This is a genomic window from Lentzea miocenica, assembly GCF_033949945.1.
GTDB lineage: Bacteria > Actinomycetota > Actinomycetes > Mycobacteriales > Pseudonocardiaceae > Lentzea > Lentzea miocenica.
The window spans coordinates 52,176-76,200 of the sequence record NZ_JAXAVW010000041.1 but is presented as its reverse complement, the minus strand read 5'-3'; the positions used below and the strand labels follow the sequence as shown (position 1 = coordinate 76,200).

The 24,025-nt window shown below is 68.9% G+C and carries 21 protein-coding genes; 16 read left to right on the top strand and 5 right to left on the bottom strand.

Annotated elements, in window-relative coordinates:
• Positions 1-24 precede the first annotated feature (24 nt).
• Both SK803_RS38515 and SK803_RS38510 read left to right on the top strand, forming a co-directional pair.
• The gene (locus SK803_RS38515) at positions 25-1,611 is read left to right on the top strand and encodes a DUF885 domain-containing protein (RefSeq protein ID WP_319971134.1); all 1,587 of its coding nucleotides are present in this window, start codon (positions 25-27) and stop codon (positions 1,609-1,611) included.
• 82 nt (positions 1,612-1,693) lie between these two features.
• Positions 1,694-2,635, top strand: a complete 942-nt coding sequence (locus SK803_RS38510; RefSeq protein ID WP_319971133.1) for a quinone oxidoreductase family protein — start codon at positions 1,694-1,696, stop codon at positions 2,633-2,635.
• Positions 2,636-2,716: 81 nt separating this feature from the next.
• On the opposite strand, the gene SK803_RS38505 is transcribed toward SK803_RS38510, so the two are convergent.
• On the bottom strand, positions 2,717-3,238 hold the full coding sequence (locus SK803_RS38505; RefSeq protein WP_319971132.1) for an FKBP-type peptidyl-prolyl cis-trans isomerase: 522 nt from the start codon (positions 3,236-3,238) through the stop codon (positions 2,717-2,719).
• An 837-nt stretch (positions 3,239-4,075) separates the two neighbouring features.
• Between SK803_RS38505 and SK803_RS38500 the strand changes: the two genes are divergently transcribed.
• The 4 genes from SK803_RS38500 to SK803_RS38485 are packed head-to-tail and all read left to right on the top strand — an operon-like array spanning position 4,076 to position 6,780.
• Positions 4,076-5,089, top strand: a complete 1,014-nt coding sequence (locus tag SK803_RS38500; protein ID WP_406601648.1) for a hypothetical protein — start codon at positions 4,076-4,078, stop codon at positions 5,087-5,089.
• Positions 5,090-5,095: 6 nt separating this feature from the next.
• The gene (locus SK803_RS38495; RefSeq protein WP_319971130.1) at positions 5,096-5,743 is read left to right on the top strand and encodes a hypothetical protein; all 648 of its coding nucleotides are present in this window, start codon (positions 5,096-5,098) and stop codon (positions 5,741-5,743) included.
• A gap of 49 nt (positions 5,744-5,792) precedes the next feature.
• Positions 5,793-6,443 carry an HD domain-containing protein gene (locus SK803_RS38490; protein WP_406601646.1) on the top strand — a complete coding sequence of 217 codons (651 nt, stop codon included), beginning with the start codon at positions 5,793-5,795 and terminating at the stop codon, positions 6,441-6,443.
• 43 nt (positions 6,444-6,486) lie between these two features.
• Positions 6,487-6,780 (top strand): hypothetical protein, encoded by a 294-nt coding sequence (locus SK803_RS38485; protein ID WP_319971128.1) that lies wholly within the window; start codon positions 6,487-6,489, stop codon positions 6,778-6,780.
• On the opposite strand, the gene SK803_RS38480 is transcribed toward SK803_RS38485, so the two are convergent.
• Complete coding sequence (locus SK803_RS38480; protein ID WP_319971127.1) at positions 6,764-7,012, bottom strand: three-helix bundle dimerization domain-containing protein; 249 nt, start codon at positions 7,010-7,012, stop codon at positions 6,764-6,766. The two genes, SK803_RS38485 and SK803_RS38480, sit on opposite strands and share 17 nt — an antisense overlap.
• A gap of 112 nt (positions 7,013-7,124) precedes the next feature.
• On the opposite strand from SK803_RS38480, the gene SK803_RS38475 reads away from it, so the two are divergent.
• Both SK803_RS38475 and SK803_RS38470 read left to right on the top strand, forming a co-directional pair.
• A complete protein-coding gene (locus tag SK803_RS38475; protein WP_319971126.1) occupies positions 7,125-7,937 on the top strand; it encodes a hypothetical protein in 813 nt (270 codons plus the stop codon).
• A complete protein-coding gene (locus SK803_RS38470; RefSeq protein WP_319971125.1) occupies positions 7,937-8,614 on the top strand; it encodes a hypothetical protein in 678 nt (225 codons plus the stop codon). Before SK803_RS38475 ends, SK803_RS38470 begins: the two co-directional genes overlap by 1 nt.
• Before the next feature lies 1 nt (position 8,615).
• Here the strand turns inward: SK803_RS38470 and SK803_RS38465 are convergent, their stop codons facing one another.
• Both SK803_RS38465 and SK803_RS38460 read right to left on the bottom strand, forming a co-directional pair.
• Positions 8,616-10,529 carry a hypothetical protein gene (locus tag SK803_RS38465; RefSeq protein WP_319971124.1) on the bottom strand — a complete coding sequence of 638 codons (1,914 nt, stop codon included), beginning with the start codon at positions 10,527-10,529 and terminating at the stop codon, positions 8,616-8,618.
• Positions 10,530-10,551: 22 nt separating this feature from the next.
• Positions 10,552-11,484, bottom strand: a complete 933-nt coding sequence (locus SK803_RS38460) for a heme o synthase (protein ID WP_319971123.1) — start codon at positions 11,482-11,484, stop codon at positions 10,552-10,554.
• Positions 11,485-11,726: 242 nt separating this feature from the next.
• Between SK803_RS38460 and tkt the strand changes: the two genes are divergently transcribed.
• The 8 genes from tkt (at position 11,727) to SK803_RS38420 (ending at position 23,427) form a co-directional block, all read left to right on the top strand.
• Positions 11,727-13,811, top strand: a complete 2,085-nt coding sequence (gene tkt, locus SK803_RS38455; protein WP_319971122.1) for a transketolase — start codon at positions 11,727-11,729, stop codon at positions 13,809-13,811.
• Between the two features lie 4 nt (positions 13,812-13,815).
• Complete coding sequence (gene tal, locus SK803_RS38450) at positions 13,816-14,928, top strand: transaldolase (RefSeq protein ID WP_319971121.1); 1,113 nt, start codon at positions 13,816-13,818, stop codon at positions 14,926-14,928.
• Between the two features lie 25 nt (positions 14,929-14,953).
• The gene (locus SK803_RS38445; protein ID WP_319971120.1) at positions 14,954-16,540 is read left to right on the top strand and encodes a glucose-6-phosphate isomerase; all 1,587 of its coding nucleotides are present in this window, start codon (positions 14,954-14,956) and stop codon (positions 16,538-16,540) included.
• A gap of 53 nt (positions 16,541-16,593) precedes the next feature.
• A complete protein-coding gene (gene zwf, locus SK803_RS38440; protein WP_319971173.1) occupies positions 16,594-18,081 on the top strand; it encodes a glucose-6-phosphate dehydrogenase in 1,488 nt (495 codons plus the stop codon).
• Positions 18,078-19,106: a glucose-6-phosphate dehydrogenase assembly protein OpcA gene (opcA, locus tag SK803_RS38435; protein ID WP_319971119.1), complete on the top strand. Its 1,029-nt coding sequence runs from the start codon at positions 18,078-18,080 to the stop codon at positions 19,104-19,106. Before zwf ends, opcA begins: the two co-directional genes overlap by 4 nt.
• Complete coding sequence (gene pgl / locus SK803_RS38430; RefSeq protein ID WP_319971118.1) at positions 19,103-19,882, top strand: 6-phosphogluconolactonase; 780 nt, start codon at positions 19,103-19,105, stop codon at positions 19,880-19,882. The genes opcA and pgl overlap by 4 nt, the downstream gene beginning before the upstream one ends.
• Before the next feature lie 60 nt (positions 19,883-19,942).
• Positions 19,943-20,374, top strand: a complete 432-nt coding sequence (locus SK803_RS38425) for a GNAT family N-acetyltransferase (RefSeq protein WP_319971117.1) — start codon at positions 19,943-19,945, stop codon at positions 20,372-20,374.
• Positions 20,375-20,499: 125 nt separating this feature from the next.
• Entirely contained in the window at positions 20,500-23,427 is a 2,928-nt protein-coding gene (locus SK803_RS38420; protein ID WP_319971116.1) for a substrate-binding domain-containing protein, read from the top strand.
• Between the two features lie 15 nt (positions 23,428-23,442).
• On the opposite strand, the gene SK803_RS38415 is transcribed toward SK803_RS38420, so the two are convergent.
• Positions 23,443-23,832 carry a response regulator gene (locus SK803_RS38415; RefSeq protein WP_319971115.1) on the bottom strand — a complete coding sequence of 130 codons (390 nt, stop codon included), beginning with the start codon at positions 23,830-23,832 and terminating at the stop codon, positions 23,443-23,445.
• Positions 23,833-24,025 lie beyond the last annotated feature (193 nt).

Here is a 24,025-nt window from a genome sequence, read left to right as displayed (position 1 = left end):
AAACCACCGGGTAACTTCAGTCGGGTGACCACCGACACGCTCACGTCGTTCCTCTCGTGGTACTTCGACCACCACCCCGCCCACGCGGCGCAGGTCGGCTCACTGGAGCACTACTCGACGTTCGGGGACTTCTCCGCGACGGCGTTCGAGCAGCGGGCCAGGGACAAGGGCGAGTGGCTGGCGCGACTGGAACCGTTGCCGAGGTCGGTGGACCGCGATCTCGCGCTGTCGGTGCTGCGCGGCTCGCTGGCGGCGGAGACGTGGCCGGGGTGGCGGCGTGACCCGCACGAGTACTCGGGAATGGTCTTCTTCGGACTGCTCGCGCCGTTCCTGCACCGGTTGCTGCCCGAAGCCGAACTCGTCGCGTGCGCCATCGCGAAGCTGCGCGAGGTGCCGTCGGTCTTCGCCGCCGCCGAGGCGAACCTCGACGCGTCGCTGGCGTCGGCGCTGGTCGTGCGGCGGGCGGGCGACCAGGTGAAGACGGGGCGTTCGTTCGTGCTCGACTCGCTGCCGCTGGAGGTGTCCTCCCCCGAACTGCGCGCGAAACTCGTCGAGGCCGCCGTGCCCGCCGCCGAGGCGTTCGACCGGCACGCGGCGTTCCTGGACGACCTCGCACTGCGGGCCGGTGGCGACTGGCGGATGGGCGAGAAGCTCTACTCGACCCTGTTGCAGGACAAGGAGTTGCTCGGGTACGGCGCACCGGAGCTGCACCAGCGCGGGCAGGACGCCTACGCGTCGCTGGAAGCAGAGCTGATCGAACTGGCCGGCTCCGCGGACTGGCGCACGGTCATGAGTTCGCTGCAGGACGACCACCCGCCGACGCTGGAGGCGATGCGCGCCGAGTACGAGGCCGAGACGCGACGGGCACGTGCGGCGCTGGTCGAGCACTCGCTGGTGACGCTGCCCGACGGCGAGGAGTGCAGCGTCGTGCCGTCGCCGCCGTTCCACCGCGCGATCATGGCCGTCGCGAGCTACCTCGGCCCGCCGCCGCTGACGTCCAGGCGGGCCGGCTACTTCTTCGTGCCGTTCACCCCGGACAACGCCACGGACGAGGAGATCACGCACCGCCTGCGCACCAACGCGCGGCCGCAGATGCCGACGATCTCGGTGCACGAGGCCTACCCCGGTCACCACTGGCACTCGGCCTGGGTGGCGGCGCAGGGCTCGGCGCACCCGCTGCGGAAGGTGTTCCGGACGTCGTACTTCTCCGAGGGCTGGGCGCTGTACTCGGAGAAGCTGCTGCGGTCGGTCGGTTACTACACGACCAAGGCCTCGTTGATGGGACACGTCGAGGCACGGCTGTTCCGTGCGGCGCGCATGGTCGTCGACACGGCGTTGCACTGCGGCGACATGACACCGGCGGAAGCCGAGTCGTTCATGGTGGCACGCACGGCCCTGACACCGGGCACGGCCGTTGGCGAGGTCAAGCGGTACTGCGCGTGGCCGACGCAGGCGCCGTCGTACCTCACCGGTGCGTTGGAGATCGACCTGATCCGGGAGGAGTACCTGGCCGCGGGACTGGGGTCGTTGCGCGACTTCCACGACCGCATCGCCGGGTCGGGTGCGCTGCCGCTCGGACTCGCGCGCCGCGTGGCGCTGGGCGAGGACTGACGGCATCGTTCTCAGGTGCTGGGACCGGGAACATCGCGGTCCCGGCCGGGGTTGACCGGGTTGAGTCGATCAAGGAGGACAGATGCCCAAGGCAGTGGTGGTGCGTTCGGCCGGTGGCCCGGAGGTGCTGGAACACTCCGACGTGCCGTCGCCCGTGCCCGGTGACGGCGAGCTGCTGGTGCGGGTCGCCGCGGCGGGTGTCAACTACATCGACACCTACCAGCGCAGCGGGCAGTACGCCGTGCCGTTGCCCACCGCTCTGGGCCTTGAGGGCGCGGGCGTGGTCGTCGCCTCGAACTCTTCCGATTTCACCGTGGGCGACCGCGTGGCGTGGATGACCGTGCTGGGCAGCTACGCGTCCGAGGTCGTGGTGCCGGCCGCGTCCGCCGTGCGGGTGCCCGACGGGTTGGACGTGGAAGTGGCCGCGGCCGCGCTGTTGCAGGGCATCACCGCGCACTACCTCACGCACTCGACGCACGCCGTGAAGGAAGGCGACCGGGTGCTGGTGCACGCGGCGGCCGGTGGCGTCGGGTTGCTGTTGACGCAGTGGGCGAAGTCGAAGGGCGCTTTCGTCGTCGCGACCGTGTCGACCGACGAGAAGGAGGCGCTGGCCCGCGAGGCCGGCGCGGACCAGGTGCTGCGGTACGGGGACTTCGCGTCGCAGATCGAGAAGGTCGACGTCGTGTACGACGGCGTGGGGCGCGACACGTTCGACCAGTCGCTGGCGTCGCTGAAGCCACGCGGTCTGCTGGCGCTGTTCGGGGCGTCGTCCGGGCCGGTGCCGCCGGTGGATCCGCAGCGGCTGAACGCGGCCGGGTCGGTGTTCCTCACCCGTCCGTCGACCGGGGCGTACCTGCTGGACCGGGAAGAGTTCGAGTGGCGGGCCGCGGACCTGTTCGGCGCGATCGTGGACGGGACGCTGAACATCCGGATCGGCGGGCGGTACAAGCTGGAGGAGGCGGCGCAGGCGCACACGGACCTGCAGTCGCGCCGGACCACCGGGAAGCTGCTGCTCCTGCCGTGACGCCGTGACGCCGTGACGTTTGGCGTTTGGTGCGGACGGCCCCCGACCTCTGACCCGGTCGGGGGCCGTTCCGCCGCGGTGTCAGGCGGCGGGGGTGACCTTCACGCCGTCGATCACGAACACGAGGGTCTCGTTGGGCTGGATGCCCTGACCGCCCTGGCCGTAGCCCTTGGCCGGCGGCACGATCAGCAGACGGCGGCCCTTCTCCTTGAGGCCGACGATGCCCTCGTTCCAGCCGTCGATGACCGGCGCCTGGCCGACGTTCTCGACGTCGTACGGCTGGCCGCGCTCGAACGAGCTGTCCAGCACCTTCTTGTCGGAGAAGGTGGTGAGCTGGTAGTTGACCGTGGCCGTCGTGCCCGCCTTCACCTCGGCACCGGTGCCCTGCACCAGGTCCTTGATGATGAGCTCGTCGGTGGGCTTGCAGGCGGGGATCTCGACCTTGGGCGCCGAACCGAACTCGCCGGTGACCTTGAAGTCGTCGGCCTTGCAGGGGGAGGTCGGCGCGCCGGAGCCCGTCGAGGGCTGGGCCGAGCTGCCGCAGCCCGCGAGGCCGGTGGCCGCTACGAGCGCCAGGGACGCGATGAGCAGGACGTTACGCATGGTGGGTGAGCGTATTCGGAGGGGTGTTAGCGGGGTGTAGCAGGTCGCCGCGCAGGCCCGTACCGCGTGTGGTCACCTCATCGCCGCTTGGCCGGCGCGGCACAAGTCTTCACGGCTCGCTTCGCATCGCCACACGGCGCACCCATCACGGCATCGGGGATCGCGGCTCGCGTCTCACGACCTTGAGGTCGTCTTCGGCTTCACGGGTCGCGCGGCGCCCGAGCGGGGTGCCGACACGCCTGCGCGGTGACGCCGTGGCGGGGGCAGCGCCCAAGCGGGCGCCGCGACACGCCTCGTCGGCGTTGCCGGGGCGGGTGCGGCGGGCAGGTGGGCACCGCGACACGCCTCGTCGGCTTTGCTGGGGCGGGTGCGGCGGGCAGGCGGGGCGTACCGACACACCTCTTCTGCGTTGTCGTACTGGGTGCGGCGGCAGGGCGGGCGCCGACACGCCTCCTCGGCGTTGCCGGGGCGGGGTGCGCGGGCCCGGCCGGCGGCGTCCAGCCCGCTGGGAAGTCGGTGCGGCGGTCGCGGGCGGAGGGCTCGGCCTGCCGGGCGAACGCGGGCAGGCGCCGAGCGGGCTAAGACACTCGGCGTGAGTGCGTTCGGGTGGTGGGTCACCCTCATCCGACTCGTTCGGCGCCACCCGCGACAGGGCGTCACCGAAGTGCACGAGTGCGGGCCGACAGCTGGGCTCAAAGGCGGTTATTCCGGGACTAAATGTCGCACGAATAGCAGCTTCCTTATCTTTTGACCGACGCGTACAGTAACTCCGCGCACTTGATCGGACACCGACCGCATTCGTCCGTTCGGGTAGCAGCCGTTGAGGTGACCCAGGAGGTGGGACACGTGTCCGCGGAGGCCGGAGGCATCCGCAGCAACCTGATCCAGGAGTTGTTCTGGACTCGGACCGGGTTGCTCCTCCTCATACTCGTCGTGACGTCGGGTGCGTCGCTGGCCATTTCCAGTCAAATGGATTCCGGGGCAGGGAGAAACTTCCTGACGGCGTTGGGCACCGGCACGCTCATTTCCGCGGTGGTGAGCTTCACGCAGACGTTGATCACGTCGAGAGCCACGCAGAAGGCTCTTCTCACGCCGGTTGTCGAGGAGACCCGCAAGGCTCTCGAGGAGCTCAGTGCGGAGTATCGGGCGCTGGACCGGGAGTTCTTCCCCAGTCACGTGTTCGAGCCGACGGCCAAGCCCGATCCGGTGTTCAACCAGCTCATGATGCAGGACCTGGAGCGGACGCGGCTGTACTGCTTCCGCGGGTTCGCCGGGCGGTACGCGGCGGGCAGAGTGCTGCTCTCGCAGACGGAATGCGAGCTCAGGGCCGTGCTGGCGGATCCGCGCGACGACAACGCGATCAGCGGCCGGGCGCGGTACCTGCTGCGCAACGAAGGTGCCGACGGCGACTACGGCGAGATCCAGACGCGGCTCAAGGAACAGATCGGCATCGGGCTCGTGGGGCTTTACGCGGCCCGCAGCCGGTGCACGAGGATCGACGTCACCATCGTTTCGGATCCACCGCTCGACCGGCTCGAGTTGTTCGACGACTCGGTCTGGATGACGCTCTACAGCAACACCGCCGGAGTGCTGAGACCATATCCGCGGACGCTCAGGTTCACCGAGAGCTCGTTCCTGTACTCGATGGAACGCGCCGAGTTCCTGCGGATCAGCAATTCCCGGGCCGGCTACCACTTCGTCATCACGCCAGGTACGTCGAGAAACGACTTTCTGGCGTTGTACGAGAAGATCACCGGCGACACTCTCAACGCGGACGGGTTCAAGGAACTGGAAGAGAAGTTCCACGCATTCCGTCGCGAATTCTCCACATCCGCTCAGTTGAGGAGCTGATCGATCTTGCTAGCCGAGTTCACCGGGTTGTCCGCGCTCGAGGAGCTCGCCGCTCGGGTGAAGCGCGCCGAATTTCCCGTCGTGGACCACTGGACCGAAGTCGGTTCGTGGTTTCGCGAGTGGGCTTCCCGGCCGGATCTGCGCAAGGAGCTGCGTGCGTACATCGACGGGCTCACCCCGCAGGAGGCGACATGGGTGATCGCGCATTCGCGTGAGACGACGACGCACTTCGCGTGGTGCTTGAGAGACGAATCGGACGAACCGTTCACGTTCTGGTTGCACGAGTACAAACCGCTGACGGACTGGCGCGCCGGCTACGCGGACTCGGTCCACAACCACCGGTACCACTTCTGCACCACCATCCTGAGCGGCGCCTACCTGCACGAACGTTTCGACGCCCGGCTCGGCCTCGGCGGACGGACGATCGTCGCCACAGAGCTCACGAATCGCACTCAGTGCGCCGAAGGCACCACCGGCACATTGCTCGCACACGAGTTCCACCGCATTCCACGCGCCGCGGAGGGGACGATGACGTTCCTCGTCAAGTCCCGCGCCGTCACGCCGTGGAGCCTCAGCTACGACCCGGACACCGGGATCAGCCACCGGCACGTGCCGGTCGAGGATCGGCTGGAGGATCTGACGAACAACCTGTAAACGCCCTGCGGCACGCCTACCATCAGCCCACCCGGTGGGAGGGCTGATGATGCGTACGCGCACAACTATTCCTAGGTCTGTCATCGCGGACGTGGAGCAGCGCGTGAGGCGGCTGTGCGAGGACCTGGCCGCGAAGCTGCAGTTCCACGGCTGGCACCACGTGAGCTTCGTCCGCGACAAGTCCGTGCACTTCGCCGGGCGCAACGGCGCCGCGCGGGACGTCGTCGAGGTCGCCGCACTGGTGCACGACCTCAACTACATGGTCCGCCGCAACTCGCTGCCGACCGACGGCGAGGCGTTGCGCAGGAAGGTCCTCTTCGTCGCGGGTGTCTCCCAGGGCGACATCGAGTGGATCGAACGGATCGTGGTCGAGGCCGAGATGCGCACTCGCGGCCGCGACATCTCACTGGAGGCGCAGGCGCTGTCGGACGCGGACACGCTGTTCAAGGCGCTCCCCGTCACGCCGGTCGTGCTGGCGCACAAGTACCTCCAGGAGAACGGCATCACCCTGCGCGAGCTCGCGTACAAGATCGTGGGCGAGCAGGTGGGCAAGGCCGACGAGGGCTACTACTTCTACGACGCGGAGGCCGCCGCGACCTACACCAAGTGGGCCGAGACGAACCTCCTGCTGTGGAAGTGCATCGTCGAGTCCCTCGACGACCCGTGCGTCGAGGACCTGCTGACCAAGGTGGCGTCCTAGCACGTTCTTCATCAAAGCCGGCGACTCCGACCGCGCGGAGTCCGTGACCGCCGGCGACTACGACGCACGCGACGCCGTAGTCGTGTGGCACGAGGTGTTCAACGGCGTGTGGGAACCGCAGCCGGAAGACAGCGTGTTCCCACTCCCGGACGCACTGGTGGCACAGCTCGTCAAAGCAGACCCCGCACGCATGCACGACGTCGCGCTGTCGTGGGCGCCCCTCATCGACATGGGCTTCCACGAGGCATTCGCGCACCTCAGCGAGTTGTCGAAACTCGCGCGCACGGCCGTGAGCCGAGCCCAGCACGTCTACGTCGAGGTCACCGAGCCGGCGTGAGCCCAGCCGTCTGCTGAGTCGGCATCTGCACACCAACGGCCGTGAGCGCCAGCTCGCGAGCGGCACGGCGCACGGTCAACACGGCGAGATGAGCGTGCACGGTCGACGCGCGGCTAAGACCGTCGTACGCGGCCGCGGCGGCCTCGAAGATCTCGTGATCCGAGACCCGGTCACCGAAGCGGACGGTCAGTTCCTCAATCGCCTGACGCAGTTGAGCCTCCGAGTTCAGCATGCCCAGCACAACGGACCACGAGGTACCGGTGGTTCACCCCGTGATCCACCTGAGACGACGATTCACTCGGCCGGAAGCGTTACGGCCGGGCGGCCGGAGGCGTTGTCAGGGAGTGGGGACGAACGAACCTGACCAGGTCCGCAACGAGATCGCCGACAACGCCGTGATCATCGGGCCGGTGGTGCAGACGGGCACCTTCTCCGGGCAGATCCACCATCACGCCGCCCCGAGGCAACCGCTGGACCTGCTCACCCTGCGGCAGTGGGTCGAGCACATCGCCGCCGGGCAGGACCAGCACGCACGCCAGCTGGATCAGGTACGGGCAGCGGTGGCCGATCCCTCCTCGGCGGACGCGGTGCGGCGGCTCATGATCGCCGGCATGGTCGGCTACCTCGCCCGGCCGGGCGCACCTCCCGACCGGCCGGTAGCGGCCCAGATCGTGCTCGACCTCGTCGTCTTCGCGTTGTGGCCCGTGGTGACCGCGAAGAAGCTGCCGCCGGGCTGGGAGGGTCAGCTCGCCCAGCTCACCTCACCCCGGCTCGCGGTGCTGGTGCAACGCGCCCGCGAACAGCCTCCAGCCCCCGAGGAGTTCGCGCGCACCCTGGCGAGCAGGTCGTTCACCTCCGCGACGGCCATGTTGTTCGACGACCTGGCCGACCCCCGCCGCGGTGGCGCGTTGCTGACCGCGATGGCTCTCGCCGGTGGGCTCGAAGCGCCGCCGACCGCACGTGGCGCGGGCAGGAAAGTCGCGGTGTGGGCGCTCGTCATCGCGGGCGGCGCCACGCTCGCGCACGCACTGCGGCACACCGACTCACGGGCGACCCGGATCCTCGGAGAGGTGATGGTGGACCTGGCGACCGGTCCTGGTGATCCGCTCGACCTGACCGACGTCGCCGCGGACCTCGTGGATTGGTTGTTCGGCTGATGGACTTCGCGCTCGACACGCTGCTGCCTGCCCTGCGACTCGCCGTCCAGGTCATCACCGCCGGGTCGGTGGTGATGTACCTCGCGACCCTCGGCAACCCCCGATCGCTGCGCGAGTCGCTCGTGACGTTGCACGGCCTGAAGACGTGGCCGCCGACCGCGCTGTTCCGCTGGCGCCGGCAGGAGCCGCGGGACGGCTACGAGGTCACCGCGTACAACCGGAACACCGACGAGGACAACACGCTCTTCCCGGTCTTCCACCTGGCCAGGTGGTGCCCGACCTACCTGATGTGGCCGAAGAGGAGACAGCGGACCAGGGACGCGATGCTGCGGACCGCCCGGACCACGCTCGGGGTCAAGGTGGTCTTCCTCGTCGCGTTCTTCCTCGGCTCGTTCGCCGTGCTGGTCTGGCTGACGTTCACCCACGACTGGCGCTGGGTCGTCGCGGTGATCGTGCTCGCCTTCCACCAGCTCGCGTACTACGTCTCCAACACCTACTTCCACTGGCTGAGATGGTGGCGCCTGCTGGTGATCGGTACCGGCTGCTGGCTGTACCTGCAGGGCGGCGTCAACGCGACGGCGGCGATCGTCGCGGCCGGCACGATCATGTGCTCGGCGATCCTGAGCCAGTGGCAGATGGTCGAGAACCAGAACCACCTGAACGCACGGCGGCGGTAGATCAGCGCAACCGGAGATCCGCGCCGGCGTGCAGCGTGTAGGCGAGGCCCAGGACGTTGCCGCGGCCGAGCATCTCCCAGCGGGCGCGCCGCAGCGCCTCCCCCGCCGGCATCCCCTCGGCCAGCCGGGCCAGCAGCATGCCGCTCACCCACCCCGCCATGCCCTGGTCGACGGGCACCTCAGGGCAGATCACGCCCGCGGCGCCGGCCTGGTTCACGAAGGCGTCCACGAGGTCCGCCGACGGCGAGGTCGTCACGACCAACGGCCGGTGCGGCCAGGCGTCGATGTCCACGGCCTCCAGCACGCCTTCGTCGTAGACCAGGTGCACGACGTCCGCGCGTTCGTCCTCCAACGCCCGTGCCAGCCCCGACGGACTGACGTACGCGGAGGAGATCGACTCCGGCGGCAGGAACGACATCAGCTCGGCCACGTGCCGCTGGGTGAGCGTCCGGTCCAGCGCGGGATCGACGGACAGCGCCACCTCGACCGGGCGTGCACCGGGCGCCACCCGCCACGCCAATGGTCCCGGCGGGTGCTCCAGCACGCTCGACAGGCCCCAGAAACCGAAGGGACACAACACGTTCCCGCTGTGGTCCGGATCCGGGCACCGCGAGGGCACCGGCCCTCCTGCTCCGAACGGCCCGAACCTCGCCATCGACGCGCACACCCGGTACGGCCCGTCGGCGAACGGCAGGTCGTACACGCCGGCCCACGACACCTTCGTCTGACCGACGACCGTGATCACGCCGCCGCGCCGGACCACCGCGCCGTCGGGGAACAACATCCCGTGCAACGCGGCACCGCGCACCGCGGCCGCGGCGAGATCCGCGCAGTACGACGGGAAGTCCTTGCCGTACCAGGGATCCAGCCCCGACACCGGCGGCAGCGCGCCGGCGCCGTCCAGGCTGATCCACGACGGCACGCCGCCGGTCGCCACCAGTGCGCGCTCGCCGAGCACCAGGACCGACGCCACCCGCGACGACAGCGGCGCGAGATCCGCGAACGTCCGCGACAGCCGGAACCTCAGCCGCGACTGGGACTCTCCCGCACCGACCGGCAGGACGACGTGCTGGACGTGCACCGGCACCGCGCCGCGATAGATGACCAGCTCACCGGCCCACGGCACGGACGCGTACGGCGTGGTCACCGGGAAGCTCACCCACGGGCTCGATCCCTCCGCCGGCAGCACGAACGACTCGGCCTGCACCTCGCGGCCGGACATGCCGAGCACCGCCCGCAGTTCCAGGTCGCCCGGCAGAGCCGCGGCATGGGCGCCGACGTGCACCCACACCTCGTACTCGGCGCCCGGTCGCAACGTCCCCGCGATCCCCTCGGTCGCACCGGGCAGCGCGACCACGACGGTCACCGCGCGGTCCTCGACGACCACCGGTTCCGGCAGCGCGGTGTAGCGGACCAGCCTGCGCCGCTCCAGTTCGCGGAACTGCCAGACGACGTCCTCGACCCTGCCCTCGCCGGAGCCGGCCGGCACCGCGAGCACCACGTGCGGGGCGCTCCACCCCATCAGCACCGACGCGGAGTCCACTCCGGACACCCACGTGTGCACGGCGGTGAACAGCAGGACCGGCCGGCCGAGCCCGCGCAGCGCCTGGACCAAGGAGGTGGTGTCCCAGGCACGCGTGTCGTGCAGCGCCACGACGTCGCCGGGCACGTCCGTGATCGGCGGCAGCTGAGAAGCGGACGAGAAGTGCCTCAGGTCCAGCACGGCGAACTTGAGCGCACGCACCCGTGTGGCGACCGTGGTGGACGCGGCGTGACCAGGGACAAGCCCCTTGCTGACCAGCGCCCATCCACCCGGATCGGTCAGAACGACGAGCGACTTGCCGGGGACGAACGCGGCGGCGAAGTCCAGCGGTGAACCTTCACCACCGGTGACGGTGAACTCAACGGGCGCCACAGCCGTACGCCTGGAGGTGCAGCTAGAACGGCCAGCCAAGCACCGGCAACCCGACCACGGCGTCCACGGCGAGACCGCAGAACACGAGCATCAGGTAGAGGTTCGACATGTGGAAGAACTTCATGGTGTTCGTGGACCCGCCACGACGCACGACGTTGTGCAGCTTGTGCGCGAAGACGGCGAACCACACGCCGGACAGGGCCGCCACGGCCACGTAGATCCACGAGGTGACGGGAGCGAGAGCGAGCGTGCAGACGACGGTGATCCAGCTGTAGATCACGATCTGCCGCGTCACCTGCTGAGCTGTGGCCACCACCGGCAGCATCGGCACGCCTGCGCGGGCGTAGTCCTCCTTGAACTTCATCGCGAGGGCCCAGGTGTGCGGCGGCGTCCAGAAGAAGATGACGCCGAACATCACCAGCGCCGGCCACTCGACGGTGCCCGTCACCGCGCTCCAGCCGATGATGACCGGCATGCAGCCCGCCATGCCGCCCCAGATGATGTTCTGGGAGGTGCGGCGCTTGAGCACCAGCGTGTAGACGAAGATGTAGAAGAGGATCGTCGCGACGGCGAAAGCGGCCGACATCAGGTTGACGAAGATCCAGAGGAACGCGAACGAGACGATTCCGAGCACGATGCCGAAGATCAGGGCGTTGCGCGGCGGAATGGTGTTCTGAGCGAGCGGCCGGGCCGTGGTCCGCTTCATGACCGAGTCGATGTCGGCGTCGACGAAGCAGTTGAGGGCATTTGCCGACCCCGCGGCGAGGGTGCCGCCGGTGAGCGTGCAGGCGATCAGCCACAGCGGCGGGAGGCCGTGCTGGGCCAGCAGCATCGCGGGGATCGTGGTGATCAGCAGGAGCTCGATGACCCGCGGCTTGGTGAGTGCCACGTAGGCGCCGACAACCTGGCGAGGCGACCTGGCGGGGGCCTCGGCAACGAGACTGTCGGCACTCATCGCGTGAACGCTCCTGGCAGTGGAAGTGGTGGGAATTCCAGCGACTGATGGTAACCGCGCACAGAATTCACAGCCCGTTTGGGTGCTGGTGTGCCTGGGCACACACCCAGCTGGGACCTTTCAGAGCAACATCGGCAACTGTCAGGACTAGGCTTGACCGCGGACGTGGGAGAGACGCGGGTCAGGCCTTTCGGTATCGATACACCTGGCCCGCCCAAGCGATAAGAGTGGAGCTGTAGTCCGTGACCGTCACCGACGACATCACCCGGCTCACGAAGGCCGATCTGCCCGACGACTGGACCGACCTCGACAAGCGCGCTGTCGACACCGCGCGCGTGCTCGCTGCGGACGCCGTGCAGAACGTCGGCAACGGGCACCCCGGCACCGCGATGAGCCTCGCGCCGCTGGCCTACACGCTGTTCCAGCGCGTCCTGCGGCACGACCCCGCCGACCCGGACTGGATCGGCCGCGACCGGTTCGTGCTCTCCGCCGGCCACTCCAGCCTGACGCTGTACGTCCAGCTGTTCCTGTCGGGCTACGGCCTGGAGCTCGACGACCTCAAGAACCTGCGCAAGTGGGGCTCGAAGACGCCGGGTCACCCGGAGCACGGCCACACCAGGGGCGTCGAGATCACCACCGGCCCGCTGGGCTCCGGTCTCGCCTCCGCGGTCGGCATGGCGATGGCCGCCCGGCGCGAGCGCGGTCTGTTCGACCCGGACGCCGCACAGGGCGCCAGCCCGTTCGACCACCACATCTTCGTGATCGCCTCCGACGGCGACATCGAGGAGGGCGTCACCTCCGAGGCGTCCTCGCTCGCGGGCACGCAGCAGCTGGGCAACCTGGTCGTCTTCTACGACGACAACAAGATCTCCATCGAGGACGACACGACGATCGCGCTGTCCGAGGACACCGCGAAGCGCTACGAGGCCTACGGCTGGCACGTCCAGGTCGTGGAGTCCGGCGAGAACGTCAAGGGCATCCTCGATGCCGTCGAGAAGGCCAAGGCCGTCACCGACAAGCCGTCGTTCATCCTGCTGCGCACGATCATCGGCTACCCGGCGCCGAACAAGCAGAACACCGGTGCCGCGCACGGCGCCGCGCTGGGCGTCGACGAGGTCAAGGCCACCAAGAAGATCCTCGGCTTCGACCCCGAGCAGACGTTCGAGGTCGCCGACGAGGTGCTGGCGCACGCCCGCGAGGTCGTCAAGCGCGGTGAGCACGCCAAGGCGCAGTGGCAGTCCTCGTTCGACGCGTGGGCGTCGGCCAACCCCGAGGCCAAGAAGCTGCTGGACCGCCTGGTGGCGCGCGAACTGCCCGAGGGCTGGGACGCCGACCTGCCGACCTACCCGGTGGACGCGAAGGGCGTGCCGACCCGCAAGGCCTCCGGTGAGGTCATCAACGCGCTGGCGAAGCACCTGCCCGAGCTGTGGGGCGGTTCCGCCGACCTCGCCGAGTCGAACCTGACGACCATCAAGGGCGCCAAGTCGTTCGGCCCGGAGTCGATCTCCACCGGCATGTGGAAGGCCGACCCGTACGGCCGCGTGCTGCACTTCGGTGTCCGCGAGCACGCGATGGGCGCGATCCTCAACGGCATCGCGCTGCACGGCCCGACCCGCCCGTTCGGTGGCACGTTCCTCGTGTTCTCCGACTACATGCGTCCGTCCGTGCGTCTCGCCGCGATCATGCAGGCCGCCGTCACGTACGTGTGGACGCACGACTCCATCGGCCTGGGCGAGGACGGCCCGACGCACCAGCCGATCGAGCACCTCGCCGCCCTGCGCGCGATCCCGGACTTCACGGTCGTCCGCCCCGGCGACGCCAACGAGACCGCGTTCGCGTGGAAGGCCGTCATCGAGCAGCTCGGCCCGGTCGGGTTCGCGCTGAGCCGGCAGAACCTGCCGACCCTCGAGGGCACCTCCGCCGAGGGCGTCAAGTGTGGTGGTTACGTGCTCTTCGGTGACGAGAACCCCGAGATCGTGATCATCGGCACAGGCTCCGAGCTGCAGGTCGCCGCCGAGGCGGGGAAGGCCCTGCAGGCGGACGGCGTTGCAGTGCGTGTGGTGTCGATGCCGTCGATCGAGTGGTTCGAGAAGCAGGACGCCGAGTACCGCGAGTCGGTCATCCCGTCGTCGGTCAAGGCGCGCGTCGCGGTGGAGGCCGGCATCGCGCAGCCGTGGTACCGCTACGTCGGCGACGCGGGCGAGATCGTCTCGATCGAACACTTCGGCGCCTCGGCCGACTACCAGGTCCTGTTCAAGGAGTTCGGCTTCACGACGGAGAACGTCGTCGCCGCCGCCCGCCGTTCCCTTGACCGAGTGAGGGGTTAATCCAGTGAGCAAGCCGAATCTCGACGCGCTGTCGTCCGCTGGTGTCTCGATCTGGCTGGACGACCTGTCCCGCGAGCGTCTCACCAGCGGCAACCTCGACGAGCTGATCCGCGACTGGAACGTCGTCGGGGTCACGACGAACCCGACGATCTTCGCGGGCGCGCTGTCGAAGGGCGAGTCCTACGACGAGCAGGTCCGCGAGCTCGCCAACCGGGGTGCCGACACCGAGGCGACCATCCGCGAGGTCACCACGACCGACGTGCGCAACGCGTGCGACAAGTTCCGCGACATCTACAACTCGACCGGTGGTGTGGACGGCCGCGTCTCCATCGAGGTCGACCCGCGCCTGGCGTTCGACACGGACAAGACCGTGGCCGAGGCGCAGGACCTGTGGAAGACCGTGGACCGGCCGAACCTGCTGGTGAAGATCCCGGCCACCGAGGCCGGTCTGCCCGCGATCACCAAGACGATCGCCGAGGGCATCAGCGTCAACGTGACGCTGATCTTCTCCACCGAGCGGTACGAGAAGGTCATGGACGCCTACATCGCCGGGCTGGAGCAGGCCAAGGCGAACGGCCACGACCTGCGTTCGATCCACTCGGTCGCGTCGTTCTTCGTGTCCAGGGTGGACACCGAGATCGACAAGCGCCTGGACGCCATCGGCACGGACGAGGCGAAGGCGCTGAAGGGCAAGGCCGCTCTCGCCAACGCGTGGATCGCCTACGGAGCGTTCGAGAAGAAGTTCCAGGGCGAGCGCTGGGAGGCTCTCAAGGCGGACGGCGCGCACGCGCAGCGTCCGTTGTGGGCGTCGACCGGCGTGAAGGACCCGAGCTACTCCCCCACCCTCTACGTCGACCAGCTCGTCGTCGCCGGCGTCGTGAACACGATGCCGGAGAAGACGCTGCACGCCGTCGCCGACGGGGGCAAGATCGTCGGTGACACGGTCACCGGACGCGCCGCTGAGGGCCAGGAGGTGTTCGACCAGCTCGCCGCCGTGGGAATCGACCTCGAGGACGTGTTCAAGGTCCTGGAGACCGAGGGTGTCGAGAAGTTCGAGAAGTCCTGGGAAGAGTTGCTCGAGACGGTGACGAACCAACTGGCTCAACTGAAGGGCTGATCACGAAGTGACCTCCGTCGAAATCGTGAGGTCACCGAACGCCGACCAGGTCAGCATCATCGCTGCTGACCTGGTCGCGGATTCGGTGCCGAGCAAGCTGACCGCGCAGGACCCGACCCTGTGGGGGCCGGAAGCCGAGTCCGAGGCGAGCATCCGCCTCTCGTGGACGACGTTGCACGAGACGTCCCGTTCACTGCTCCCCGAACTCGTCGCCCTGCGCGCCGATCTGCACGCCGAGGGCGTCGACCGCGTGGTGCTCGCCGGAATGGGTGGCTCGTCGCTGGCCCCCGAGGTGATCACGCGGACGCAGAACGTGCCGCTGATCGTGCTGGACACCACCGATCCCGCCCAGGTCGCCGACGCTCTCGCCGGTGATCTCGAGCGCACGGTGATCGTGGTGTCGTCCAAGTCCGGTGGGACCGTCGAGACCGACAGCCACCGGCGCATCTTCGAGAAGGCTTTCACCGACGCGGGCATCGACGCCGCGTCGCGCATCGTGGTGGTCACCGACCCCGGCTCGCCCCTGCAGAAGGCGTCCGAGGAAGCGGGCTACCGCAAGGTGTTCCTGGCCGACCCGAACGTCGGTGGCCGCTACTCGGCCCTGACCGCGTTCGGCCTGGTGCCGTCCTACCTCGCCGGCGCCGACGTCGAGTCGCTGCTGGACGAGGCGGCCGAGGTCGCGAAGCTCGTGTCGCAGGACTCGGTCGAGAACCCCGCCGTGGTGCTGGCCGCGATCTTCGGTGCCGCGCACGCGCACGGCGCGGAGAAGATCGTGTTCGCCGACACCGGTTCCGGCATCGTCGGGTTCGGTGACTGGGCGGAGCAGCTGATCGCCGAGTCGACCGGCAAGAACGGCACCGGCCTGCTGCCGGTCGTCGTCGAGGGTCCCGGCGCTCCCGGCTTCGTGGACGCCCGCTCGGACGCGACGACAGTCGCGATCGGACCGGCCACCGGCTCGGCCAACGTGGCCGTCGAGGGCAAGCTGGGCGCGCAGATCCTGCTGTGGGAGTACGCGACCGCGCTCGTCGGCCGGGTGCTCGGCATCAACCCGTTCGACCAGCCCGACGTCGAGGCCGCGAAGAAGGCCTCCCGTGCGCTGCTCGACGCGCCGGCCGCGGCGGCGACCGTCCCGTCCTTTGTGGATGGACCGGTCGAGGGTCACGGCACCGACTGGGCCCCGCGCAAGGTGAACACCGTCGCGGAAGCGCTTGCGGCCCTCGTTGAAGTGGCGCCCGACCACGGCTACATCTCGGTTCAGGCGTACTTGGACAGGATCGACGACGCGTCGTTCGCGCTGCTCCGGGCGGAGATCGCGAAGCGGACGCACCTGCAGACCACGTTCGGCTGGGGTCCGCGCTTCCTGCACTCGACCGGCCAGTACCACAAGGGCGGTCACCAGAACGGCGTGTTCATCCAGATCACCGGCGAGTCCGGTGACGACCTGGAGGTGCCCGGCCGTCCCTACACGCTGGCGCAGCTGCAGCTCGCGCAGGCACTCGGCGACGGTCAGGTGCTGGTCGAACACGGTCGTCCGGTGCTGCGTCTCCACCTCGAGGACCGCATCGCCGGCTTGGCCCAGCTCGTCGAGGCAGTCCAGGAGGACGGCTCGTGACCTCATCCGCCGCCAAGTGGCGCAACCCGCTGCGGGACGCGCGCGACAAGCGCATGCCCCGCATCGCGGGCCCGAGCGCCCTGGTCATCTTCGGTGTCACCGGTGACCTGTCGCGCAAGAAGCTCATGCCCGCGATCTACGACCTCGCGAACCGGGGTCTGCTGCCGCCGGGCTTCGGTCTCGTCGGCTTCGCCCGCCGCGACTGGGCCGACCAGGACTTCATGAAGGTCGTGCACGACGCGGTGAAGGAGCACGCGCGGACGCCGTTCAACGAGTCCGTGTGGCAGCAGCTCGCCGAGGGCATCCGGTTCGTGCAGGGCACGTTCGACGACGACCAGTCGTTCGACAACCTCGCGTCGTGCCTGGCCGCTCTGGACGCCGACCGCGGCACGGGCGGCAACCACGCGTTCTACCTGTCGATCCCGCCGGGCGCGTTCCCGACGGTGGTCAACCAGCTCAAGCGCGCGGGCCTGGCGCAGACGCAGGCCGACCAGTGGCGCCGGGTCGTGATCGAGAAGCCGTTCGGTCATGACCTGGCGAGCGCGAAGCAGCTGAACAAGACGGTCAACGAGGTCTTCCCCGAGGAGTCGGTGTTCCGCATCGACCACTACCTCGGCAAGGAGACCGTGCAGAACATCCTGGCGCTGCGGTTCGCGAACCAGCTGTACGAACCCATCTGGAACTCGAACTACGTCGACCACGTGCAGATCACCATGGCCGAGGACATCGGTCTCGGTGGCCGCGCCGGCTACTACGACGGCATCGGTGCCACGCGGGACGTCATCCAGAACCACCTGCTGCAGCTGCTCGCGCTGATCGCGATGGAGGAGCCGGTCTCGTTCAAGCCTGCCGACCTCCGCGCGGAGAAGGTGAAGATCCTCTCGGCGACGCGTCCCGCGGAGCCGTTCGAGGAGACCACCGCGCGCGGCCAGTACACCGGTGGCTGGCAGGGCGGCCAGAAGGTGCCCGGTCTGCTGGAGGAGGGCGGTTTCTCGCCCGAGTCGAAGACCGAGACGTTCGGCGCGATCACCTGCGAGGTCAACACCCGCCGCTGGGCCGGGGTGCCGTTCTACCTGCGCACCGGCAAGCGCCTGGGCCGCCGCGTCACCGAGGTGGCAGTCGTGTTCAAGCGGGCGCCGCACCTGCCGTTCGACGACACCGCGACCGAGGAGCTCGGCCAGAACGCCCTGGTGGTCCGGGTTCAGCCGGACGAGGGCGTGACGATCCGGTTCGGGTCGAAGGTGCCGGGCAACACCATGGAGGTCCGCGACGTCACGATGGACTTCGGTTACGGCCACTCGTTCACCGAGTCGTCGCCGGAGGCCTACGAGCGGCTGCTGCTGGACGTCCTGCTCGGTGAGCCCTCGCTGTTCCCGAAGAACGACGAGGTCGAGCTCTCCTGGGAGATCCTCGACCCGATCCTCGACTTCTGGGCGCGCAAGGACGAACCCGCGCTCGAGAAGTACAAGGCTGGAACCTGGGGCCCGCCGTCGGCGGACGCGATGACCGCCAGGACCGGAAGGCACTGGAGGCGTCCGTGATCATCGACCTGCCCTCGACCACCACGTCCCAGATCAACTCGCGGCTGGTCCGGCTGCGGGACGAGGGTGGCGCCACGACGCTGGGCCGTGTGCTCACGCTCGTGATCGTCACCGAGGACGGCCAGCGCACCGACGCCGCGATCGACGCGGCCAACGACGCTTCGCGCGAGCACCCGTGTCGCGTGATCGTCGTGGCCCGCGGCGCTCGCCAGGCGGCACCTCGCCTGGACGCGCAGATCCGCGTCGGCGGCGACGCGGGTGCGTCCGAAGTCGTCGTCCTGCGCCTGTACGGCGAGCTCGCCAAGGAGGGCGCGTCCTGCGTGATGCCGCTGCTCCTGCCGGACACCCCGGTGGTGGCGTGGTGGCCGTTCGACGCGCCGGTGTCGCCGTCGAAGGACCCGATCGGCCAGCTCGCCCAGCGCCGCATCACCGACGCGGCCGCCGAGAAGAACCCGATCAAGGCCCTGGAGTCCCGCCGTGCGCACTACGCGCCCGGTGACACGGACCTGGCGTGGACGCGTCTGACGTTGTGGCGCGCCATGCTGGCGGCCTCGCTGGACCTGCCGCCGTACGAGAAGATCATCGACGCCGAGGTGACCGGTGAGGCCGACTCGCCGTCCACCGATCTGCTGGCCGCCTGGCTGACGGATCGCCTGAAGGTCTCCGCGAAGCGCTTCAAGGCGACCACGGGCGAAGGCATCGTGGAGGTCAAGCTGGACCGCGCGTCCGGTGCCGTCGAACTGGTCCGCCCGGACGGCAAGGTGGGCACGCTCGCGCAGCCCGGCCAGCCGTCGCGCCGGGTGGCGTTGCAGCGCCGTTCGATCCGTGACTGCCTCGCGGAGGAACTGCGTCGTCTCGACCCGGACGAGGTCTACGCCGCGGCGCTGAAGTCGCTGTCGAAGGTCACCAAGGGCCGCACGCACTCCGCCGCGAAGCCCGCGGACGAGGCTCCCGCCGAGGAGTCCGCCAACGGCAAGGCCCCGGCCGCCGCTGCGAAGAAGTCCAAGGCGAAGGCGAGTTCGTGAGCAATCCGCAAGTGGTGGTCCACCGCGACGGCGACCTGCTGGCCGCCGCCGCGGCGGCCCGCCTGGTCACCCGCATGGTCGACGCCCAGGCCGCCCGCGGCTACGCGTCCGTCGTGCTGACCGGCGGCCGCACCGGCACCGCCGTCCTGGAACACCTGAACCGCAACGCCGCCCGCGACGCCGTGGACTGGTCCCGCGTGGACCTGTACTGGGGCGACGAGCGTTTCCTGCCGTCCGGTCACGCGGACCGCAACGAAACGCAGGCCCGCGCGGCTCTGCTGGACCACGTGCCGCTGGATCCCTCGCGCGTGCACGTGATGGAGCCGTCGGACGGCAAGTTCGGCGACGACCCCGAGGCCGCCGCCGAGGCCTACGCCTCACTGCTGGCGTCCCTGGCCCGGCCGGAGGACCACGGCGACGTGCCCACGTTCGACGTCTGCATGCTGGGCGTCGGCGAAGAGGGCCACGTGGCGTCGGTCTTCCCCGCCTCTCCTGCTGTGTATGAGAAGGAGCGGACCGTGGTCGCCGTCCGCAACTGCCCGAAGCCACCGCCCACCCGCGTGTCGCTGACGTTGTCGTCGGTGCGCCGCGCCCAGGAGGTGTGGCTGATGACCACCGGCGAGGCCAAGGCCGCCGCGGTGGCCATGGCGTTGAGCGGTGCGGGCGAGGTGCAACTGCCGGCGGCCGGCGCCACCGGTAAGCGCCGGACGTTGTGGCTGCTGGACACGGCGGCCGCGTCGAAGGTGCCGGCGCTGTTCAAACCGCCACTGGCGTGATCAAAGCCCCCGGTTCACGCCGGGGGCTTTTTCAGTTGGCCCATGTGATGCGATGGCCTCATGCGCATCCGAGACGTCCTGGCCGAGGACGCACCCGCGATCAGCGAGATCAACCGCGAGGCCCTGGGTTACTCGTTCCCGGTCGAGGACACGAGGGCCCAGCTGGAGCGGATCATCAAGGCCACCAACGTCGTGCTGTTCGTCGCCGTCGACGAAGCGGAGGTGCTGGGGTACATCCAGCTCAGCGACTACGAGAACACCTACCACCGGCCGTTGAAGAACCTGATCACCCTGGCCACCTCGCCCCGGCACCAGCGCCGTGGCGTCGGCCGGCTCCTGCTGGAGGCCGGTAAGTCGTGGGCGCGCGCGGATGGTGCTTCCGGCGTGCGGCTGGTGACCGGGCTGAACCGGGTGCGGGCGCGGGAGTTCTACGCGGCCAACGGGTACGAGGTGCGCAAGGAGCAGACCAACCTCGTCAAGTGGTGGAGCTGAGCTGTTCCGCAGCCGTCCAAGGCCTGTGATGATGCCGAATCCATTGAAGCGCCCCCAAGTAACGAGCTCAGCATTCCCCTCGACAACGCGTATCATCCCGAATCGCGTTGAGTAGCGGGGGTTTTGTGGCAGACGGCAGTGCGAAGCGACGTCCCACCATCGGGATGATCACCGCGGGTCCGCTCATCGAGCTCGCGGGCGAGCAGTGGCGTGGTGTCAGCAACGGCGCTCAGCACCTCGGCTGCAACCTCGTGTGCTTCGTGGGCAGCGAGCTCAACCATCCCGCGCTGCACAAGCGCCGGGCGAACACCGTCTACGACCTGATCTCGTCGAACAGGATTGACGCGCTCGTCGTGTGGACTACACGCGTGGGGCAGCTCATCGGGTCCGACGGCATGGAGGAGTTCGTCAAGCAGTACGCGCCCATGCCGATCGTGAGCGTCGAGACGAGTCTTGCCGAGTGGCCGACCATCCTGATGGACAACCGCGACGGCATGAAGCAGGCCGTTGATCACCTCATCGAGGTGCACGGCAAACGCCGGATCGCGTTCGTCCGGGGGCCGCGAACCCATGCGGGCGCCAGGGACCGGTTCCTGGGATACGCCGATTCGTTGCGCAACCACGGGATCCCGTTCGATCCGTCGCTCGTCACGATGCCGGGCTCGTTCATCTGGGAACCGAACGGCGCGGCCGAGTCCGTGCGGAAGATGTTCGCGCACATCAAACAACCGCCGGACGCCATCGCCGCCGCGAACGACGACTACGCGATCGGGGTCGTGTCCGCGTTGGAGGAGCTGGGCTTCCGCACGCCGGAAGACATCGCCGTGGTCGGCTACGACAACCACACCAACGTCCGCACGCACGACCTCGGTTACGGCAATCCGGTGTCGAGGGTGCAGCGCGAGGTGAACATCGACGCGGCGACGCCCGCGTTCACGACGGTGCGGGCGCCGTTCCTGGAGATGGGCTTCCGGGCCGCCGAACTGGCGGTGGCGCTGGTGCGGGGCGAGCCCACCCGCCAGCACCAGATCATGCCGACCGAGTTGATCGTGCGGAGGTCGTGCGGCTGCCTGCCGTCCGGGCTGGGCGACCACGCCCCCGCGCACGACCGGTTGAACATCAACGAGTCCGCGACCGCGTCCACCGTCGCCGACCACCTGCGCGACTCGCTCGGGCCACCGTCGGCCAAGTTGCCGGAGGGCTGGGCCGAGCAGCTGGTCGTGGAGCTGATGGCGGCAGGTCGCGGCGAGGTCAAGGGCGCGGAGTTCCTCGAGCTGCTCGCGGAGTACATCCGCACGAGCGCGCGCGCCGGATGCGAAGCGGCGCAGTGGTGGCCACCGCTGTTCGACCTGCATCGGTTCGTGACGGCACGGATCAGTGACGCGACGATCATCAACGACCTGTGGCTGCGCGTGCAGTTGCTTCTGGGCGATGCGTTCGCCACCGACGCACGCTTCAAGTATCTCTCGCACGAGCGCCACGACCAGACGGTGCGTGAAGCAGGGCAACGACTCATAGCGTCACGGGACGTGGATGAGCTGACCAACGCCCTCAGCGAGGAACTCCCCCGGCTCGGCATCCCCGGCTGTCACGTCATGGCGTACGACACGCCAGGCACGGCGCGCGCGCTCGTCCGGTTCGAGGGCAACGAGCTCAAGCCGACACCGGACACCCCGTTCCCCACCATCAACCTCACGCCGTACCCGTTCCGCCGCAACACTCCGTTCAGCGCGCTGGTCGCGCCGCTCTACACCGACGAGGACCACCTCGGGTACGTGATCTTCGAGGAGGGCCCGGAGCCGGGCTGGATCTACGAGGCCGTGCAGCAGCAGCTCAGCAGTGCGCTGCGCACGATCCGTCTGATGCAGGAGCTGAAGGACGCGCGCGCACGGCTGGAAGAGCGCGTTGGCGAGACCGAAGCACAACTGCGGCACGCGCAGAAGATGGAAGCCATCGGCAGGTTGACCGGTGGCATCGCGCACGACTTCAACAACATCCTCACGGTCGTGAACGGCAACAGCGAGATGCTGCTGCGACGCACCCTTCAGGACGACCCGCGCCGCGCGGCGATCGAGGACATACGGCACGCGGGCGAACGGGCCGCGAACCTCACGAGGCAGCTGCTCGCGTTCACACGCCAACAGGTGCTGCACCCGGAGTCGTTGGACCTCAAGCAGAACCTCACCAAGGTGCACTCGATGCTGCGCACGCTCGTGGGCGACCACATCGAGTTGGAGATGCACCTGCCAGAGGACGTCGCACGGGTGTGGGCGGACGCGGGCCAGGTCGAGCAGATCCTGTTCAACCTCGCGGTCAACTCACGGGACGCGATGCCCGACGGCGGCACGCTCGTCGTGTCGATCGAGGACGCCACGCTCGGTGCCGGCGACACCGGCCGGATCGTGGGCGTGCGGCCGGGCGAGTACGTCCTGATGCGCGTCCAGGACACCGGCGCCGGCATGGCACCGGACGTGCGGGCGCAGGTGTTCGAGCCGTACTTCACCACCAAACCGGTCGGCAAGGGCACCGGGCTCGGCCTGTCCACGGTGTTCGGCATCGTGCAGCAGTCCGGCGGGCAGATCGAGGTGATCAGCGCGCTCGGCAGCGGCACGACCGTTGAGGTCTATCTGCCCGTGCCGCACAAACGCGACGGCACGCCCGAAGCACCGTGCACGCGCCGCACCACCTCACACCAGGGCGCGGGCACTGTGCTCCTGGTGGAGGACGACGCGCAGGTGCGGATCATGACCCGCCGGTCGCTGGAGACCGCGGGCTACGCGGTGATCGAGGCGAGCGACGGCCAGGAGGCGCTGCAGCTCGCCACGGCGCACCGCAGCACGATCGACCTGGTGCTCACCGACGTCGTGATGCCGAAGATGGGCGGCCCGGAACTCGTCCGGCTGCTGCGCTCGACCGGCGCGGCACCCGCGGTGATCTACATGTCCGGCTACACGACCGACGAGGTCCTCGACGACGAGGTGCTGATCACCAAGCCGTACGTGGAGAGCGACCTGCTCGAACGCGTCCGAGAGCTCCTGAACCAGGACGCCTGAGCCAGAACACCTGGGTCAGGACGCCTGGGCGCGCTTCGCCACCGCGAGACGGACCGCCTCGTCGAGCGCCTCGATGCGGAACGGCTTCTGCAGGTACCCGGCGATCTCGTGGCCCGCGAACCGGCGCTCCAGCGACGTGCGGTCGTAGCCACTGGTCAGCACGACCGGCACGAGCAGGTCCTCGCGCTCCACCTGGGCCAGCACCTCTTCCCCGGACAGCCCGGGCATGCTGTGGTCGAGCAGCATCGCGCTGATCTCCGCGCTGCGTTCGCGCAGGATCGCGATCGCCTCGACGCCGTCGCTCGCCTGCACAACGGCGAAGCCGAGCTCCTCGAGCAGGCTGACGGTGTACCTCCGCACGGGGTCCTCGTCCTCGACCACGAGCACCAGTCCGGCATGCGACATGCGCGTCAGTATGCCGGAAACTATTCGTTCCCTCAGCACCAGGTCACCATCTATTTCTGGTAATTCTTCACGAACTGCTCCATCAGGATGACATGGGCCATTTGGATCACACCAATGGTTGAGGGTCTGCGCTAATCTTCGCGGCACCGCCGCCGCGCCACGCCGAGAAAGAGGCACCAGGAAAGGCCAACTT